This window comes from Dehalobacter sp., assembly GCA_023667845.1.
Classification (GTDB): domain Bacteria; phylum Bacillota; class Desulfitobacteriia; order Desulfitobacteriales; family Syntrophobotulaceae; genus Dehalobacter.
Genome location: JAMPIU010000143.1, coordinates 405,245 through 423,029, shown reverse-complemented (window position 1 = coordinate 423,029; position 17,785 = coordinate 405,245). Strand labels below are relative to the sequence as shown.

Genomic DNA, 17,785 nt, shown 5'->3' with positions numbered 1-17,785 from the left:
TCATAAATTGAAGGTTAAATCTCGCTCCTCACTCTTCATTATAGTAATCGTGCCCTTGTGATACTGTTCTTTCCATATTTCGCGTTAACTTGATCAATCACTTTTGTCAGGTTTCCCATATCTTTTTGAGATTCATCAAACAACGTCAGTTGCTCAGTTTGATCCGTTAAGTTATTCAAGGTAATTCCAATTAGTCTAAGCGGCTGATTCATGGAGAGCCCGCGTAAGAGCGTACAGGCTTCATGGTAGATCAGATCATCCAGATCTGTGGCCTGAGGGAGGGTGCTGGAACGGGAGAGGGTCCTGAAATCTGGATAACGTGCTTTCAGCGTGATTGTTTTCGCTCTCAGCGCATGTTTGCGCAGGCGTCTTCCGACATCCACCGCCAGCTTCAGCAGCTCTTTTTCAAGTACGTCAACATCAGCAATATCTGATGAGAATGTCGTCTCCCTGCCAACGGATTTCGCCATTCTGTCGGTTTCTACGGAGCGGTTGTCAATACCTCGGGCGAGTTCGTAAAGCTGTTTGCCCAAGGCACCGAATCGTTTCGAGAGAGCACTTTCATCCAAGGCACGCAGATCTCTCACTGTTTTGACCCGAAGCTCATGCAGCTGTTCCGCCGTTTTGATGCCGACCCCCCACACTCTTTCCACAGCCAGAGGATCGAGAAATTCCTGTACTTTATCCGGAGGGACAACGACAAAGCCGTCCGGCTTCTGCAGATCGGAAGCAATCTTGGCGAGGAATTTATTGGGGGCTAAACCCACTGAAGCTGTCAGGCCAAGTTCCTGCCGGATACGTTGTTTGATCAGCACGGCGATATTTTGGGCAAATCCAAAAAGAGCCGTTGATCGCGTAACGTCCAAAAAAGCTTCATCAAGGGACAAGGGCTCGACGAGCGGCGTGTAGGACAAAAATATTTCGTGTATCCGGTCTGAGGCTTCCTGATATTTTTGCATATTAACAGGGAGAAATGCGGCCTGCGGACAGCGTCTGAAGGCCTCGGTCATGGGCATCGCCGAATGAATGCCAAATTTACGGGCCTCATAAGAAGCAGCAGAAACAACACCCCGGCTGTTTGGCTTGCCGCCCACGATAACAGGCTTTCCGAGTAAGGCTGGATGATCTCTCTGTTCTACCGCGGCATAGAAAGCATCCATATCGATATGGAGTATTTTTCGATGGTCTTGCCATTGTTCCATAAATCAATTATACCACTATGCGCCCGGCGTTTTCCATGCCATCCGTGGTGATTGGTGATTCTCGGTCTAATGAATCATCTTGCCGGTTCAGCATGCAGAAGCGCCATATGAAAGTTGGGCTGGAATCATAAAAAGATGACCCCCGCGCAAGACAGAGATCATCTTCTAAGTGCATCACGCCTTTTTAAATTATCCTTCACATAGGGTCGGCTTCATTGGTTCCATCATGTTTTACAGCTGCCTCATTATCCTCAGCTTTTTTCTCTGCTCCTTCATCATTGCTCTGTAACACATTCTCGTCTTCCTTTTGTTTTGGTTCTTCTTGGGAGACCTTTTCTTTGGGGGATGTATCTTTTAAGCTGTCCATTATCGTGTCACTCTGCATACTAATTGTATTTGTAAATTCTCTTGTCAATTCATTCATTATCTTGCGACCTTGTCTAACCATTTTTCCAATTGTTTTTGCAATTACGGGCAAATCATCGGGGCCAAAAAGAACCAAGGCGACAAATAAGATTAATGCAATTTCTGTTAAACCCATTTAAATCACCTCTTCCTCTTCTCGCTTCAGCATTTTTGTTCTTCTTCTTACTACAATATAACCTATCCAAATACTGATTTCATAGAGAAGATACATCGGACCGATGATCAAAACCTGGGTCATCAGATCGGGGGTTGGAGAAAGAACAACAGCCAATATCACAATCACAAAAAAGGCCCATTTTCTATATTTTGCGAGAGCCTGAGGAGATACGACGCCTATTCGAATTAACAGTATCAATACAACGGGCAGTTGGAAAAACAACCCAAAGCTGAGTGCCAAAGTGAAAACAAAATTAATATAGGAAGACTTGGTGACAAATGGTGTTGTATCGATTGCCCCTATCCCTGCCAAAAGTAAAAACTTTAAGCAGATAGGCAGCACAAATAAAATAACAAAAGCTGCACCTGCAAAAAAAAGAAGAAGAGATGAAGGAAAGATGAAATAGAGGTATTTCCGTTCATTCGATTTTAAAGCCGGCAGGATAAAACTCCATAACTGCCATATGATGATGGGCAAAGCTATAACTACACCCGCAATGAGTGATACTTTTAACTTAACCATTAATGGTTCCATCGGTGTTGTCGTAATGAAATGCACCTCACTGAGACCGGACATGGGTATAGCCAGGAAACGAAATACATAATCACTGAACGCCCATCCCGCTATTGCTCCGATGGCAATCGCATATGCAGAAAATAAAAGCACTTTGCGCATTTCTTTAAAGTGGCCAAAGAAAGACATTTCGTCACTTTGCTTCTTCCTACGTTGCACAGTACAAACCCCTTCCTTTTCCTGATCTAATTAAAACTAATTCTTCCAAATACGGTCACTCAGGAGTCTCTGGTTTAAACATTTCTTTCATTTTATCAGATAATTCCATCTTGCCGTCAGTATCAATGATCAGGCCCCATGCGTTATTCTTTTCGATTAATTGCAAGCCCTTTTCAGGACCTAATACGAAAGCTGCTGTAGCCAAAGCATCCGCCATTATCGGATTCTCCGTGACGACAGTACAACCGCTGACCTCTTTTGAAGGATACCCAGTACGAGGATCAAGAATATGACTGTATTGTATTCCGTCAACAGTGAAAAACCGCTCATAGTTGCCTGATGTATCGATTGTGAGATTCTCCAATACAACATAGCCAATAATCTGTCCTTTGTTTAAAGGATCTCTAATTCCGATGTGCCAAGGCGTTCCTCCGTCTTTTTTGCCTATGGCATAAATATTTCCGCCTGCCGATACCATCCCTGATAGAATATTACGGCTCTTAAAGGTCTCTAATGCTTTGCTTACAGCGTAGCCCTTAGCAATTGCTCCTAGATCTAAACTCATTCCCTTTTTAACTAAAAAGACAGTCTTTTGTTCTTTATTCAAAATTACTTTTTTGTAATCAACAAGTTGAATTGTTTTCGTAATCTGTTCCTGCGATGGTACAAATTTGTCAGAACTATCCCTTTCTCCAAATTTCCATAATTTAGCTAAAGGTCCTATCGTCGGATCAAATGCACCATTGCTTAAATCCGCAATTTTCAAGGACTGTTCAATAACATCAAAGGTTAGTTCCGATACCGTGACAGGTTGTTCTCCTGCATGAATATTGATAGCGTATATTTCACTATGAGGTGAGAACTTATTAAGCTTGGAATCTAGCTCTTCCATAATGCCGAGAGCTTCAGTTACTGTCTTCTTTGCTCCCCAGCCATGAGCCTCAACATATACTTCTGTGTCAAAAAACAATTTGGTTTCTTGATAATTAACATTACGTTGATAATACTCATAACCTTGCCAAGATGATAAACCGATAATGATTAACAGAAATAATAGTATCTTAAAGCTCTTTTTATGATACATGCTGAACTTATCCTTTATTTGCATTTAAATAACATTTCTATCGCGTTATGCTATGCCTCTTTTATTGTTTCGCTTCCTTCCTTTTCACCCTCAACAGAGGCATCCCTGAATTCCTTGATACCCCCGCCTAAAGCTTTTCCTAATTGGGGCAGCTTTCCTGGTCCAAATATGACTAGGGCGATGACCAAACCTATTACAGCTACAGTTGGGGTAATCATTCCAAAAATTAATTGCATTTTTATCTCCTCCATTTTATATGATTAGTATGAACTCACAAAAACATTAAGAATTCCCCTGCTTATAGATTATCTCTAGATGAAAAGTATTATTCAATACATCCTAAAGTAAATAATAATTGTTTGAAGAGTTAGTGTCAATATTCGCCCACCAAAAGCTCGTAAAAACCATCTAACTGTTCCTGATGTTAAGCACAAAAAATGATTTAAAAAGAGCGTTCCTTATACAAATGGTAATTCAGATCCCGCATTCTCTAGTATGATAGGTTAATTAGGCCAGATACTAACGGCATGGTGTCATTCGCAGCAAAATTTATAAAAATGCTGATAATAGTCTGTAAGGGCTATTACCAGCATTACATCAATTTAGAATTACTCTTGTTTAGGGGGGTACCCCAACATTTAGCAGAGAGCCTTTAACTATTAATGCGTCTGTGGCGCTTGAGCAACCGCCGGATACTTGTACATCTCCGGCCACTCCAGCCACCATCTGTATTTCTCGATGCTTTCTGTACCGTACCCAAACATATCGTCAATTGTTTTCAGCAATTTTGCGGAAGCTTCATTTTTACTTCCAATCCAGGTCCCAGCCTGGTGGAACCAGGAATCCTCCTTGGAGTTCCAGGGGCAGACCTTCATGCACCGTCCGCAGGACACTCCGTCTTCGTTGAGTATCCTGAATTCTGCACATTTTTTCATGTCGCTGTTCCAACGCAGGTATCCGTTATACTCCACAAGATCCGAATCATACGTAATGGATTGGTTTGGACAGTTTTCAGCGCATTTTTTACATACTCTGCAGAAATCCTGGAGGCCAAAGTCAATTGGTTTGTCGGGCGCCAGCGGCAAATCAGTGGTAACAGCAGCAACCTTATGCCGGAATCCCAAGCGGGGATGAATCGAGCAGTCTCCGGTACGGGAAAGCTCCCCCAACCCTGCTGAAATAACTGCGGGCGGCATGACTGCGTTATAGTTAAACGCATGCTGCGCCCGGGCATTATACCCAAGGCTCCGGATATAGGTAGCTAAAATCACTGCGATGTTACCGGTTGCATGATAACTCTTCATAGACATTGCACCGCTGATTCCGTCATACCCAGTGGATCCCAACATGGTTAGAAGATTTTGGTCGACCATCACGACGATGACGTAAGGCAAGCGTTCTGTTACCGGTATGACACATTCTTCTACAGGCTTGGTCATCAAACCAGCTTTATCCGTAAGCTTCTGGGAATAATAAGCATATTCCGGCATCTTGCCGATACCGACTTCATCAGCGCGCAAAAAATAGGCGGCATCTTTAATATGCTGGGACATTTGTTCCGGATCAGGGATCTCCAGTTTTTTGGGAGACGGCTTTCCTTCAACCGCAGCGGGCGGAGCAATAAACATGCCTGCATTGGCTATTGCCGCTCCAAAAGGATGCCTGAAAAAGAAACTCAAAGACGCCGCTTGTGTCTTTTTATTAGGAAGCATCCCCCTGGTAGCCAAATTGAATCCCATATCAGCTTCGCTGAAGTTCTTAACTTTTCCAACTATTTTTGTGGTACCCAACCACTGATCATTGCTTTCTACAAAACGTACTGTAGCACTGCCGTAGTCATGTTCCGGATGAAGTTTTGACCATTGTCCCTTCGCTGCAGCAGTATACTTCAGACTTGCTCCGGCTGCGTTGGCCACTTTAGCCGGAGCTGCGATTGCTCCAATCACTCCCATCGCAGAGGCTGCAACGCCAGCTTTGAGAAAATTCCTGCGGCTTAGCTGAAACTTTTTCTCTTGTCCATCAATCACCGAATTTTCACATCCTATCAAACTTGTAATTCACTTTTATTTCCCGCTTTTTTCACACCAATGAAGCCCAGCAGGCGGGCCTGAACAACGGCAAGAACCACAGAGATTCCCAGAAACAGGAATATTGCTGTACTTGTTGCTTTGACATGCCCAACCGATGCGTTAATGTAGATAAAAGAAATCCCCATCCAGGTAATCCCATACCAGATAACAAACAAGGCCCAATTAACTACTGTTTTCCACATTTGTTCACGTTTAGCCCGAGGTCTAATAAATAAAATACCGGCTAAGAATAATACGCCTGCTAAGAAAATTAAGAATGTACCCATCATTTTCACCTCCCTTTTGATAATTCAGTCGTTTTCATGACTATAGGTACATTGTATTAAATGATTTTATTGGAAGTTTAGTTATATAACTAAAACGATACATCTGGAAAAAAATTTTTATCATAAATATTAGCCAATACCTAAAAGTATAACTGCTAAAACAAAAGGTCTATTCTCAGGCTTACTAACATAGCTGTCGACAAATGGAACAAAATAGAGTAGGGCGTGTCGTAACGTTTATTAAAAAACGTTTTCGCGACACGCCCTAAAAAGCAGTGTGTCATATGATTTTAAGACTAGTTTATTAGGTTTCCGCATTTTCTTTGTTCTAAAAGATTGCCAGCATAAATAAATAGCTAAAAACCATTTCCTGTCCCATATCCCAACTCATTCCAATAGCGGGATCTTGGTCTGCAAGTTCCGGGTGCTGTTTAAGTATTTCATTCCAAGAGATCAATAATTTATCTTCCATTGCAAGGCGCACCTCCTCTAATAATTAATAAATACCATACTCCATAACAAATTTATTTACGGCGATAATGTTTTTTGATTTGCCATCCTGTGCTGCAATCAGCTCCCTATCGGTGGCAAAAATGTATCCGCCGCCGGGGGCCATTATATCCAATATTTCCTTGGCCTTGGCAATACATTCTTGTTCAGTTCCATATTGCAGTAAAGTCGCCGGGAAAAGTCCGACAATGCACATGGTATCTTTTAAACTTTGCTTAATTTCTTTGAAATTTGCATGTTCAAACCAGCCAAATGATTTCTTCGCCGACAATTCTTGAAGATGATCATAATAGCGTGACCAGTCGCCTTCATAGAATCCAAGAACACAGACGTTTTGAGCAGCAAAAAAGTCCATCATCTTTTTAAAGGCCGGCCAGTAAAACTTGTCAAAATCCGCCAGCTTCATCATGGTTGGCAGATGCATCGGGAGAAAAAGCACTTTGGGGGTCGCTTTCGGCGGCGCCATATGAACCTGTCCCATACCAAACCTCAATATAACAGGCAGTAAGGCTTCAATCGCTTCTAAGACTACCTCCGGGCGGCGGCGCATGTCCCCGAACATTCCTTTAATACCCCGGTACATATCCGCAATTAAATCAATCGGATGCATAAGTACGCCATCCCCTAAGAGGGGCATTCCCTGTTGAGCAAGCGCACCCGTTATTCCCCCCGATTTTGCTCCATAAATGGCAAAGTGCATGGCGCCTCTGGCCAAAGCGACGTCTTTCGCGGGAGAAGACTTAGCCAATTCGGCAAATTTTCGTGGTAAAATCTTTTCAACAATGAATCTTAACGGATCTTTATTAAATTCGGGATATTCGTCTCCACTCATTATCCCGGCTTGTTCGTCACTATACTGGATAATATTATCTTTACTTAAATAGTTATAATTTTTGCTTCCCAGCGACTGAAGCAGAGCGGCAGGGTTGTTAGACACCATATGAAGCATATCTACCGGAATATCAGTGGCTACTTTCGCAATGGCTTTCGCGCATTTATCCAGATCGATATCGACTTGGGCTGGAGTATAACCTGCGTAGTAGGCACACCATGTCCCATAAGTGCCAAGCACAGGAACGCGGTCAGCTTGTTCCAAATTTATTGTCTTGAAAATACGGTTCGAGCGTTCTTGATACGGCGTCATTTCGTTGCTCATGATTTATCCCACCCACCTTTGACAAATTTTCACGCCTTCAGCGGCATTCGTTGAAAAACCATCAGCACCTATGCTTTTGCAAACCACTTCATTAACCGGCACGCCGCCGATAATAACCTTGACTTTATTTCTGAGACCGGTATTATTTAGGCAATCCACGATATCTTTCATGCTGTCTAAGGCCAGAGTCAGTACGCCGCTTAGTCCTACTATATCAGGATTAAGCTCTTTTACCTTGTCCACAATTTGGCTAACAGGAACATTGATTCCCAGGTCAACTACTTCCAAACCTGCCGCTTCGGCCATCGACCTGAAGATGTTTTTGCCGATATCGTGAAGATCCCCAAAAACTGTTGCCAGGACAATTTTTCCGCCTTTTGCTGAGGATCCTGCACTTAAAGCCGGCTTGAGCTTGTCCATTTACACTTTGCAACACTTCCCCGGCGAAGACCAAGTCCCCGATAAAGTACTCACCCGAATCATAACGCTCACCCACGAGCGTCATACCTTGCTGACAGGCTTTAACAACTTGTTGAGCTTCGGCGGCGTTGTCGTCTTTGCTTAGTACTTCATCAATAGCCTTGTTTAATACGTCTTCGTCCAAATCGGACATCGCTTGAGTCAGGACTTTCAAGTCCACCACTTTCAATCATCCTCCTTTAAATTCCTCTTTGATACCGGTTGGATCCTACAGTTTTGCCTCGTAATGGTATCTCATATATCTATACATGCAAAAATATATCAAAACTATTTTTATATTTTTGATAAACTGCTGGCAACAAATATTAAAATTTGTTGCCAGCAGCCGCTAATAGTACCTATTAACTGACAAATTTCTAACTTCCCGCATCCGGCGACTTAATGTTTAAAGACAGGTCCTGAAAGGTCGGGGGGTGTATACTTATACAATTCGGGCCACTCCAGCCACCATTTATATTTCTCTATCTGTTCCGTTCCGTACCCAAACATGTCGTCAATAGCTTTCAGCAATTTCGAAGAAGATTCGTTTTGACTGCCTACCCACGTTCCCGCCTGGTGGAACCAGGAGTCCTCTTTGGAGTTCCATGGGCAAACCTTCATACACCGTCCACAGCCTTGACCGTTTTCGTTAATTATTCTAAGTTGAGTACATGTATCACTATTGAGGTTCCATCGCATATATCCGTTGTACTCGGTCTGATCCGTATCAGTCGAAATTGATTGGGTCGGACAGTTTTCCGCGCATTTTTTACATACCCTGCAAAACTCCTGGATCCCAAAATCAATCGGTTTATCTGGTGCCAGTGGCAAATCAGTGGTCACAGCAGCCGCTTTATGCCGGTATCCTAAACGGGGATGAATTGTACAGTCCCCGGCCCGGGACATTTCCCCTAAGCCTGCAGATATGAGAACCGTCGGCATTACAACAACATAATTGACAAAATGACTCGCCCGGGCATTATATCCAAGGGCACGGATATAGTTGGCCAAAATAACAGCAATGTTTGCGACCGCATGATAACCCCTTAGTGACTGCGAGCCGCTAATCCCATCATATCCGGTCGACGCCAGCATGGTTTCCAAGTGTTGGTCAACCATCACGGCGATGACATAGGGCAGCCGTTCTGTTACCGGTTTAACACACTCCGACACAGGTTTGTTCAATAGCCCCGCCGGGTCAATAACCTTCTCAGAATAATATCCGAACTCAGGCATTTTTCCGATAGCGACATCGTCGGCGCGCAAAAAATAGGCAGTATCTTTAATATGTTGTGACATCTGCTCAGGATCAGGTATCGGTAATTTTTTAGGGGCGGCCGGTCCTTCAACTACAGGGTCCGGCCCTACTAAAACAACTGTCATCAGCTGTGCCAATGGAAAAGGATGGGTAGGAAGCGCCAAAGACGCGAGCTGTATCCGGGGATCTGGGAGCAACCCTCTGGTAGCACGATTAAATCCATTATCTGCTTCACTGATATTTTTGATTTTCCCAACTATTTTTGAGGTACCCAGCCACTGATCATTGCTTTCTACATAACGTATGCTGGCACTGCCGAGGTCATGTACCGGATGCAATTTGGACCATTGCCCTTTCGCTGCAGCAGTATACCCCAGACTTCCTCCCGCCGCATTTGCCGCCTTAGAAGGAGTTTTGACCACTCCAACTGCGCCCAAGGCTATGGCTGCGGCACCGGCTTTGAGAAAATTCCTGCGGCTTAGCTGGAACTTCCTGTCGTGTTTATTAATCACCGTTTTATTCACATCCAATCAGCTTATTGTTTTAACTTTCGGATTGTTACGGTTTATTTTTCCCTAATGCCGAAAAAATGGGATCCGGCGGCAAAGGTTCAGTCAGAATGCTTACAGGTGGAAGCTTATACAGTTCCGGCCATTCCAGCCACCATTTATATTTATCGACAGTTTCTGTTCCATACCCGAACATATCATCAATTGATTTTAATAATTTTGATGATGTTTCACTTTTGCTTCCAATCCAGGTACCAGCTTGATGGAACCAGGATTCCTCTTTGGAATTCCAGGGACAGACCTTCATGCATCGTCCGCAGCATACACCGTCCTCATTACTGGCCCGAAATTCAGCACATTTGTTCGTGTCATTATTCCAACGCAAATATCCGTTATATTGTCCCATATCCATATCCGTATTAATGGCTCCGGCAGGACAATTTTCCGCACATTTCTTACATACACGACAGAAGTCAAGTAACCCAAAATCAATGGGTTTATCCGGTGCAAGCGGCAAATCCGTAGTGACCGCAGCAACTTTATGGCGGAATCCTAACCGGGGGTGAATCGTGCAATCGCCTGTACGGGATAGTTCTCCCAACCCTGCGGCGATAATAACAGGAGGCATGACACCGTTATAATCCACAGCATAATTAGCCCTGGCGTTATATCCCAGATTCCGGATATATTGGGCCATAATAGCAGCAATGACCCCTGTCGCATGATAGCCTCTGAAGGACTGGGAGATGCTAATTGCGTCATACCCTGTCGAAGCGAGCATTGTCTCCAAATGCTGATCAACCATTACCACGATCGCATATGGCAGGCGTTCGGTAACCGGCCGAACTAATTGTTCCCTGGTGAATTCCACATACTGTCTTCCCGGAAAAGGCGGATAAATACATTTTGTGCCATAATACGCATACGAAGGCATCCTGCCTATACCCACGTCATCAGCCCGCAAAAAATAAGCAACATCCTTGATGTGTTGTGACATTTGTTCAGGATCAGGGATCTCCATTTTCTTTGGGGCAGGAATACCTTCCAGGAAACCTGCTACCATCCCGGCTCCCATTATAATTGCACTACCAAAAGGATCCTTCGTATTCATGTTATAAAGCCCCAATTGGCCCCTTTGACTGACTTTTCCTGCGGCAATTTGTTCAAATCCGCCATCGTATTCACTCGGATTTTTGATTGGGCCAATTATCTTTGAGGTTCCCAACCACTGATCGTTATGTTCTACAAAATGTATTGTTGCGCTTCCCATGTCATGCACTGGATGCAGTTTGGACCACTGTCCCTTTGCCGCAGGCGTATACTTCATGCTCTCGCCAACCGCTCCCGCCACTATGGTAGGTGCTTTCAGAGCCGTCGCTGCTCCTAGGGCTGCAGCTCCGGCACCAGCTTTGAGAAAATTCCTGCGGCCTAACTGAAACTTTTTCTCTTGTTCATTAATCACCGTATTTTCACATCCTATCAGGCTTGTAATTCACCTGTATTCCCCGCTTTTCTCACACCAATGAATTCCAGCAGGCAGGCCTGAACAACGGCAAGAACCACAGATATCCCCAGAAACAGAAACATCGCTGTGCTTGTGGCTTTGACATGTCCAACCGATGCGTTCATGTAGACAAAGGAAATTCCCATCCAGGTAATCCCATACCAAGTAACAAACAAGGCCCAATTTACTACTGTTTTCCACATTTGTTCACGTTTAGCACGGGGTCTAATAAATAAAATACCCGCTAAGAATAATACGCCTGCTAAAAAAATTAAGAATGTACCCATCATTTTCACCTCCCTTTTAATAATTCAGTCATTTTTATGACTATAGGTACATTGTATTTAATAATTTTGAGTGAAGTTTAGTTGTATAACTAAAAGCTATACATCTACAAAATATTTTTGCTGAACTGTTGACTGGAAAATTCAATAGGCTATAGCCTACTAATAGAGACACAGGTAATTTACAATAATACAAAAAAATACTCCATTTCTCTAATGAAATGGAATACAAAAAATAATTTGTATAAAATGAATTGTCAAACTTAATTCTAATAAATATATTTATAAATATGCTTCTCATGGGTTAATTCTTTAAGTTTCTCCAGATCATGAATAATTATTTTGTCTTTCTTCTTTTCAATAATTTTTTGTTCCTTTAAATACTTTAATACTTTGGAGACTGTAACATAATGTGCTCCTGTTATCTCAGAAATAAATTGCAATGATAAGTCCATACGTATTTCGTAAGAATCTCCTACCGATATTCCATTGGTAAGATAAAGTCCATGCAACAATCTTAAGATTCTAATCGTTGGATTGTAAAAGTCTCTTTCTATCGTTTGTCTCATATAATAACTTACTTTGGAAAGACAATTTCTAAGCACTTCAAAGATCATGTCTTCATCTTGACGGAAAATAATTCTGAGGTGCTCTTCGAAAAAAAGACATACTTTAGAATCTTCTATGGCAACCGCATAAGCATCATTTTCATTTTCCATCTTATACAAACGACCCAAAATTCCATTTTCTCCTGAAAAATAAATCACTCTTTCCCTGCCGTCTTCCGTCATCAGGTTCAAACTTATCCTTCCAGAAAGCACATAAACCAGCATATAATCCTTGCCTCCCGGTAAGATCACATTACTGTCCTTAGCATAGGTTTTTACTACTCCTATATGCGTGAATTCCCTCAGTTTTTCAATTGGATAGAAAGTGTCAGGAATAGCCCTTGCCCCCTCGCATCTTCCATAATCGTATTGCATACGCCTCCCCCTTCCCAATTATTCACCGCCATTACCAGCCCCAGGATTTATTTTGTCACCCACTAAATCCTTTTTGTAATAACAGATGTACGTCCCGCAACTAAACTCTACACCAAAAAACAATTAAAAACGTAACAATTGAATCTAGTCCACGCCAAGGAAGAACATATTAACCAAATACCGTACTTAAAAAGCAATGCAAAGCGAGTACATATATTTTACATTATTCTTAAATTTATTATACAATCATTTTTGCTATTTTAATTTAATATATAACTAAAACCTCAAGTTTTACATTTTTATATTTCCTCTGATCAGGTCTGCAACACTCAGAAAAAGGTAATTCTTTCTACAATTCGATTAAGTATTATTAAGAGGCACGTTCAATAACGTGCCTCTTAATAATACTTAGAAATTAAGTTAATTCAATTAACTGGGAATATTGATTTTATAAAGCTCAGGCCATTCCAGCCACCATTTATATTGGGTAATCTCTTCAGTACCGTAACCGAACATATCATCAATGCTCTTAAGCAATGAGGATGCGGCCTCGCCTTTACTGCCGATCCACAACCCTGCTTCATGGAACCAGGAGTCTTCTTTAGAATTCCACGGACAGACTTTTAAACATCTGCCGCAGTTGACACCTTCGTCATTGCCGGCCCGGAAGGCTGCGCATTTCTTCATATCACTGTTCCAGCGCAGATAACCGTTTTGTACAACAGGATCTTTATCATGGGTAATGGCACCGGCCGGACAATTGTCCGAACATTTATTACAAACCCGGCAGAAATCCAGAAGTCCGAAATCAATAGGTTTATCGGGAACGAGTGGCAAATCTGTTGTGACTGCGCCACATTTGTTACGGAATCCCATTCTGGGATGAGCAACGCAGTCTCCCGTACGGCTGAGCTCGCCCATTCCGGAAGCGATAAGCGCCGGCGGAACAGCCAGATCATAGTTGCCAAAGTGATGCGCCCTGGCATTATAACCTAAAGTCCGAATGTATCGGGCCATAATAACGGCAATATTCGCTACGGCATGATAACACCGGAATGACTGGGATACGGAAATCCCGTCATAGCCGGTCGAGGCCAGATAGGTTTCCAAATGCTGCTCCACCGCAAACGTAATAACATAAGGCAAATCCGGTTCTGTGTTCGGGATCTGGTGAATCGGCGTATCCGGCGGAACGATACCCGCGGGGAACAACCCCTGCGGCGGAACCTGCTTAAACCCATAATAAGCATAGGACGGCATATTGCCGATACCGACTTCATCTGCCCTGAGATAATACGCAACGTCTTTCATATGCTGGGACATTTGTTCCGGATCGGGAATCGGAAGCTTCTCGGCATTCGGGACACCAATACAAATCTCATCCAGGCTGATCGGCCCTATGGCCCAGCCTATTCCATCTGTTAGTGGATATCTCTTGGTCTGGGTAAGGAATCCCCATCTGGCCTTCTCTCCGAGTAACCCTCTAAGCGCCAATGTGAAACCTGAGTCGTATTCACTTGATCTTTCAACCTTTCCCACAATCTTGCTTGTTCCCAACCACTGGTCATTATATTCGGCATAACGGACGCTAGCACCGCCATAGTTGGGTGTGGGCCGCAATTTTGACCATTGTCCCTTTGCGGGCGCATAGTTTAGGGTACTTACAGTAGCGTTTGCTATCTTCGATGGAGCTGCAACCGCTCCCATTACGCCCATAGCTGCTGCAGCCACACCAGTTTTCAAAAAGCCGCGGCGGCTTACCTGCCCAGGCAGCTTTTTACTTTCGGAATGATCCGACATCAATTTTCCTCCCCTCAAGCCTTTATAGACTCGTTGACCTTCTTTTTCATACCAATAAATCCTAAAATACGGGCTAATACGATGGCCAGTACTACCGAGATTCCCCCAAATAGAAAGATAGCTGTGCTTGTCGCCTTGACGTGTCCCACACTGGCATTAATGTAAACAAATGATACCCCTATACATGTCATGAAAAACCAAACAACAAAGGTTACCCAAACAGCCACGGTTTGCCATGTTTTATTTTGCTTGGCCCTGGGTTTGACAAAAAGAATCCCCGCTAAAAAAAGAATACCAGCCAGGAAAATTAACAAAGTACTCATTTTTTCACCTCCTTTAATCTTACGAATTGTATCTCTTACACGCTTCATTGTACTCATTATTAAATGTTGGGCATTATCGGCTGTTAATATTTTCTTCGTTGCTACTAATATTTTTTATCAATGTTAACATAGATGGTCATCTTTTATCTTGACAGATTATAGCCGAAACAGATTAAGTATTTTACTAGGCCCTAAAATATAAGAAGCTGCTGCCAACAAACATAAGTTTGTTGGCAGCAGCTTCCTGTTTAGAAAATAGTATTTATTGCTTATCTGCCGGTATTCTGATCTTATACATTTCCGGCCATTCCAGCCACCACTTATATCGGGTGATTTCTTCCGTTCCGTAACCAAACATGTCATCAATATTTTTAAGCAGTGATGAAGCTGTCTCTCCCTTGCTGCCGATCCATATTCCGAGATCATGGAACCAGGATTTTTCCTTGGAATTCCATGGACAGGTCTTTACACATCTACCGCAGTTCACGCCTTCCTCGTTGCCGGTTCTGAATGCCGCACATTTATAGGCATCGGTATTCCAGCGCATATAGCCGTTAAATTCAACAGGATCCACATCATAGGTTATCGCTTGGTTCGGGCAGGTTTCGGCGCATTTTTTACATACCCTGCAGAAATCCAGCATGCCGAAGTCAAGGGGTTTATCCGGTACCAAAGGCAAATCTGTCGTAACTGCGGCTACTTTATTTCTGAAACCCATTCTTGGATGCGCTACACAGTCCCCCGTACGGGTAAGCTCTCCCATACCCGCCGCAATTAATAAAGGCCCCATAACTGCTTCATAATTCCCAAAATGATGAGCCCTGGCATGATAGCCTAAGTTGCGGATATATTGAGCCATGACGACAGAAATATTGGCTGTCGCATGATAACTGCGGAATGACTGCTCAAGGGAAATTCCGTCATACCCCGTTGAAGCCGCATAAGTCTCCCAATGCTGTTCCACAGCAACACAAATAACGTAAGGCATTGACTCCGTAACAGGTACATCTACATAAGGGGTTTCAAGGGTAACAATGCCGGCAGCATAGGCTCCTTCAGGCGGATCCATAACGGCTTTGTAGTAGCCATAGGATGGCATCTTCCCGATCCCTACTTCATCTGCTCTCAAATAATATGCAAGATCTTTGATATGCATAGACATTTGTTCCGGATCAGGAATCGGAAGTTTTTCCGGTTTCGGAGTACCACTTACAATATTTGGTTTGCTTATTTCCTGCGTTGGAAGCATCAAGGCATCCCCGAGAGGATATCTTATCGCCTGCGAAACAAATCCATATTGGGACTTCGTTCCCAGCAATCCTCGAATTGCATATGGAAATCCACCGTCAGATTCATTCGTTCTCTCTACTTTTCCAATAATCTGAGATGTTCCAAGCCATTGATCATTATGTTCTACAAAATGGACTGAGGCACCGCCGTAATCCATTTTCGGCTTTAATTTTGACCATTGGCCCTTTATTGGTGTATAATCCATTTGTTTATATAATGAGTTTCTATACCCGAGATCAATTACAGCGTTTGCCACTCCGGGCGAGCTTGTAATTGCTCCCACCACGCCAAGGGCCGTTGCAGCGGCCCCTGCACTTGCCTTCAAAAAACCCCGTCGGCTTAAGCGTGTTTGCTGATTGGGTTTTTTATTATTTTTTTCCGGAATTTCTGACATCAGTTCTCCTCCTTTAAGCTTGTGTCGTATGGTCTACTTTTTTCTTCATCGTGATAAATCCCAAGATACGCGCTAAGATGATAGCCAGCACCACGGAAATTCCTCCAAATAAGAAGATTGCGGTGCTTGTCGCTTTGACGTGCCCTACGCTGGCATTAATGTAGACAAACGAAATTCCAATCCATGTGATGAAATACCAAACGACAAATAGAGTCCATACCAGCACTGTCTGCCAAATTTTATTTTTAGCAGCGCGCGGCTTGATAAAAAGGATACCGGCTAAAAAAAGGACACCCGCTAAGAAAATTAAAAAAGTACTCATTGTTTTACACCTCCTTTTACCTTCTCGTTAATAATATCTTGATTAATTAACATTGTATTAAATTTAACAAAACCAGACTTAGTCTAGTATAAGAATTTTTCTATCACAATTTATTTTTTTTATAATGGTATAAATAAAAAAAAATGCCGACAATCACTTTGTCGACAGTCTAAAATGTGATCTTTCGGCTGTGTTTAAGTTTTCATCCACTCTTCAATCAAATTTTGTAACCGAGGCAAATCATAAATGATGATCTTACCTGAATTTTTCTTCAGAATATTCTCTTTTTTCAAATAGCGAAATAGTTTGCAGATTGTCACAAAATGAACACCGGTTATTTCAGATATCGCCTTCTGCGATACTCTTTCATCAATCTCATAAACATGGTCAACCTGGTCAACTTCTTTTCCCTTCTGACGGCAGAGTTCATAAAGCAACCTTAACACCCGGACCGATGGTTTATAAATTGCCATTTCTTTAGATTCACGCATAAAATAAGTGCATTTGGATGCATAACAGGTAATAAATTCAATAAGAACTTCTTTATCCTGTTGGAATATACTAAGAAGTTGTTCTTTATCGAAGAAGCAAACCGTACTCCTTTCCTCTGAAACAACATGAACAAAACATTCCTCAATGGCAAATAATCGATCCGCAAAAGTAAAAGGATCAGCGTAAAACATAAACTTTTGCCTTCCATCATCATTCATAAAGCTAATACCCAATTTTCCCGAAAGCACAAAGACAACTTTATTGATGATCTCTCCAGGCAAAACAATCGTATCTCCTTTGCGATAATTACGTATGACCCCCAAATGCGTATAATTACATAGTTTCAAAATCGGATAAAAATTACCGGGCAAAATACTATAGTGGTTGCTTATTACCCTTTCCATTTTTTGTCCCCCTCCCCGCAAAAGAGTTCCCAAAACAAATTCTAATAATTTCTTTAATAACCTTTTTTAGCATAGGCTAAGATCTGACTGAAGTCATAAAAAAATTAATCTATACTAAGTTCTTACGTTTTAATATTAAA

General features: G+C 42.5%; 18 protein-coding genes and 1 pseudogene. All 19 read right to left on the bottom strand.

Translation table 11 applies throughout. The features are described from left to right. Positions 1-38 precede the first annotated feature (38 nt). On the bottom strand, positions 39-1,202 hold the full coding sequence (gene dinB, locus NC238_12965; protein MCM1566825.1) for a DNA polymerase IV: 1,164 nt from the start codon (positions 1,200-1,202) through the stop codon (positions 39-41). A 196-nt stretch (positions 1,203-1,398) separates the two neighbouring features. Next, on the bottom strand, positions 1,399-1,743 hold the full coding sequence (locus NC238_12960; protein ID MCM1566824.1) for a twin-arginine translocase TatA/TatE family subunit: 345 nt from the start codon (positions 1,741-1,743) through the stop codon (positions 1,399-1,401). Continuing rightward, positions 1,744-2,517, bottom strand: coding sequence for a twin-arginine translocase subunit TatC (gene tatC / locus NC238_12955; protein ID MCM1566823.1), 774 nt, complete (start codon positions 2,515-2,517; stop codon positions 1,744-1,746). 55 nt (positions 2,518-2,572) lie between these two features. Continuing rightward, positions 2,573-3,601: an FAD:protein FMN transferase gene (locus NC238_12950; GenBank protein MCM1566822.1), complete on the bottom strand. Its 1,029-nt coding sequence runs from the start codon at positions 3,599-3,601 to the stop codon at positions 2,573-2,575. 50 nt (positions 3,602-3,651) lie between these two features. Beyond that, positions 3,652-3,819, bottom strand: a complete 168-nt coding sequence (locus NC238_12945; protein ID MCM1566821.1) for a twin-arginine translocase TatA/TatE family subunit — start codon at positions 3,817-3,819, stop codon at positions 3,652-3,654. A 441-nt stretch (positions 3,820-4,260) separates the two neighbouring features. Continuing rightward, the gene (locus tag NC238_12940) at positions 4,261-5,625 is read right to left on the bottom strand and encodes a reductive dehalogenase (protein ID MCM1566820.1); all 1,365 of its coding nucleotides are present in this window, start codon (positions 5,623-5,625) and stop codon (positions 4,261-4,263) included. Between the two features lie 20 nt (positions 5,626-5,645). After that, entirely contained in the window at positions 5,646-5,960 is a 315-nt protein-coding gene (locus tag NC238_12935; protein MCM1566819.1) for a dehalogenase, read from the bottom strand. A gap of 325 nt (positions 5,961-6,285) precedes the next feature. Further along, complete coding sequence (locus NC238_12930) at positions 6,286-6,429, bottom strand: hypothetical protein (protein MCM1566818.1); 144 nt, start codon at positions 6,427-6,429, stop codon at positions 6,286-6,288. Between the two features lie 24 nt (positions 6,430-6,453). Further along, on the bottom strand, positions 6,454-7,623 hold the full coding sequence (locus NC238_12925) for a uroporphyrinogen decarboxylase (protein MCM1566817.1): 1,170 nt from the start codon (positions 7,621-7,623) through the stop codon (positions 6,454-6,456). A gap of 3 nt (positions 7,624-7,626) precedes the next feature. Beyond that, positions 7,627-8,266, bottom strand: a pseudogene (locus NC238_12920) (cobalamin-dependent protein). Positions 8,267-8,481: 215 nt separating this feature from the next. Then, the gene (locus tag NC238_12915) at positions 8,482-9,852 is read right to left on the bottom strand and encodes a reductive dehalogenase (protein ID MCM1566816.1); all 1,371 of its coding nucleotides are present in this window, start codon (positions 9,850-9,852) and stop codon (positions 8,482-8,484) included. A 46-nt stretch (positions 9,853-9,898) separates the two neighbouring features. After that, positions 9,899-11,311, bottom strand: coding sequence for a reductive dehalogenase (locus NC238_12910; protein MCM1566815.1), 1,413 nt, complete (start codon positions 11,309-11,311; stop codon positions 9,899-9,901). Positions 11,312-11,328: 17 nt separating this feature from the next. After that, entirely contained in the window at positions 11,329-11,643 is a 315-nt protein-coding gene (locus NC238_12905; GenBank protein MCM1566814.1) for a dehalogenase, read from the bottom strand. A 263-nt stretch (positions 11,644-11,906) separates the two neighbouring features. Continuing rightward, positions 11,907-12,620 (bottom strand): Crp/Fnr family transcriptional regulator, encoded by a 714-nt coding sequence (locus NC238_12900; protein MCM1566813.1) that lies wholly within the window; start codon positions 12,618-12,620, stop codon positions 11,907-11,909. Positions 12,621-13,049: 429 nt separating this feature from the next. Next, on the bottom strand, positions 13,050-14,420 hold the full coding sequence (locus NC238_12895; protein MCM1566812.1) for a reductive dehalogenase: 1,371 nt from the start codon (positions 14,418-14,420) through the stop codon (positions 13,050-13,052). Positions 14,421-14,434: 14 nt separating this feature from the next. Further along, on the bottom strand, positions 14,435-14,743 hold the full coding sequence (locus NC238_12890; GenBank protein MCM1566811.1) for a dehalogenase: 309 nt from the start codon (positions 14,741-14,743) through the stop codon (positions 14,435-14,437). 262 nt (positions 14,744-15,005) lie between these two features. Next, entirely contained in the window at positions 15,006-16,427 is a 1,422-nt protein-coding gene (locus NC238_12885) for a reductive dehalogenase (GenBank protein ID MCM1566810.1), read from the bottom strand. A gap of 13 nt (positions 16,428-16,440) precedes the next feature. Beyond that, positions 16,441-16,749, bottom strand: coding sequence for a dehalogenase (locus NC238_12880; GenBank protein ID MCM1566809.1), 309 nt, complete (start codon positions 16,747-16,749; stop codon positions 16,441-16,443). Positions 16,750-16,943: 194 nt separating this feature from the next. Further along, on the bottom strand, positions 16,944-17,645 hold the full coding sequence (locus NC238_12875) for a Crp/Fnr family transcriptional regulator (protein ID MCM1566808.1): 702 nt from the start codon (positions 17,643-17,645) through the stop codon (positions 16,944-16,946). Between the last annotated feature and the right edge of the window lie 140 nt (positions 17,646-17,785).

Excerpts from the sequence above, each read along its gene's own strand:
- NC238_12905 (MCM1566814.1), bottom strand. The coding sequence starts at position 11,643 with ATGATGGGTACATTCTTAATTTTTTTAGCAGGCGTATTATTCTTAGCG.
- NC238_12900 (MCM1566813.1), bottom strand. The coding sequence starts at position 12,620 with ATGCAATACGATTATGGAAGATGCGAGGGGGCAAGGGCTATTCCTGAC.
- NC238_12885 (MCM1566810.1), bottom strand. The coding sequence starts at position 16,427 with ATGTCAGAAATTCCGGAAAAAAATAATAAAAAACCCAATCAGCAAACA.
- NC238_12925 (MCM1566817.1), bottom strand. The coding sequence starts at position 7,623 with ATGAGCAACGAAATGACGCCGTATCAAGAACGCTCGAACCGTATTTTC.
- NC238_12890 (MCM1566811.1), bottom strand. The coding sequence starts at position 14,743 with ATGAGTACTTTGTTAATTTTCCTGGCTGGTATTCTTTTTTTAGCGGGG.
- NC238_12880 (MCM1566809.1), bottom strand. The coding sequence starts at position 16,749 with ATGAGTACTTTTTTAATTTTCTTAGCGGGTGTCCTTTTTTTAGCCGGT.
- NC238_12950 (MCM1566822.1), bottom strand. The coding sequence starts at position 3,601 with ATGTATCATAAAAAGAGCTTTAAGATACTATTATTTCTGTTAATCATT.
- NC238_12945 (MCM1566821.1), bottom strand. The coding sequence starts at position 3,819 with ATGATTACCCCAACTGTAGCTGTAATAGGTTTGGTCATCGCCCTAGTC.
- NC238_12960 (MCM1566824.1), bottom strand. The coding sequence starts at position 1,743 with ATGGGTTTAACAGAAATTGCATTAATCTTATTTGTCGCCTTGGTTCTT.
- NC238_12875 (MCM1566808.1), bottom strand. The coding sequence starts at position 17,645 with ATGGAAAGGGTAATAAGCAACCACTATAGTATTTTGCCCGGTAATTTT.
- NC238_12895 (MCM1566812.1), bottom strand. The coding sequence starts at position 14,420 with ATGTCGGATCATTCCGAAAGTAAAAAGCTGCCTGGGCAGGTAAGCCGC.
- NC238_12930 (MCM1566818.1), bottom strand. The coding sequence starts at position 6,429 with ATGGAAGATAAATTATTGATCTCTTGGAATGAAATACTTAAACAGCAC.
- dinB (MCM1566825.1), bottom strand. The coding sequence starts at position 1,202 with ATGGAACAATGGCAAGACCATCGAAAAATACTCCATATCGATATGGAT.
- NC238_12935 (MCM1566819.1), bottom strand. The coding sequence starts at position 5,960 with ATGATGGGTACATTCTTAATTTTCTTAGCAGGCGTATTATTCTTAGCC.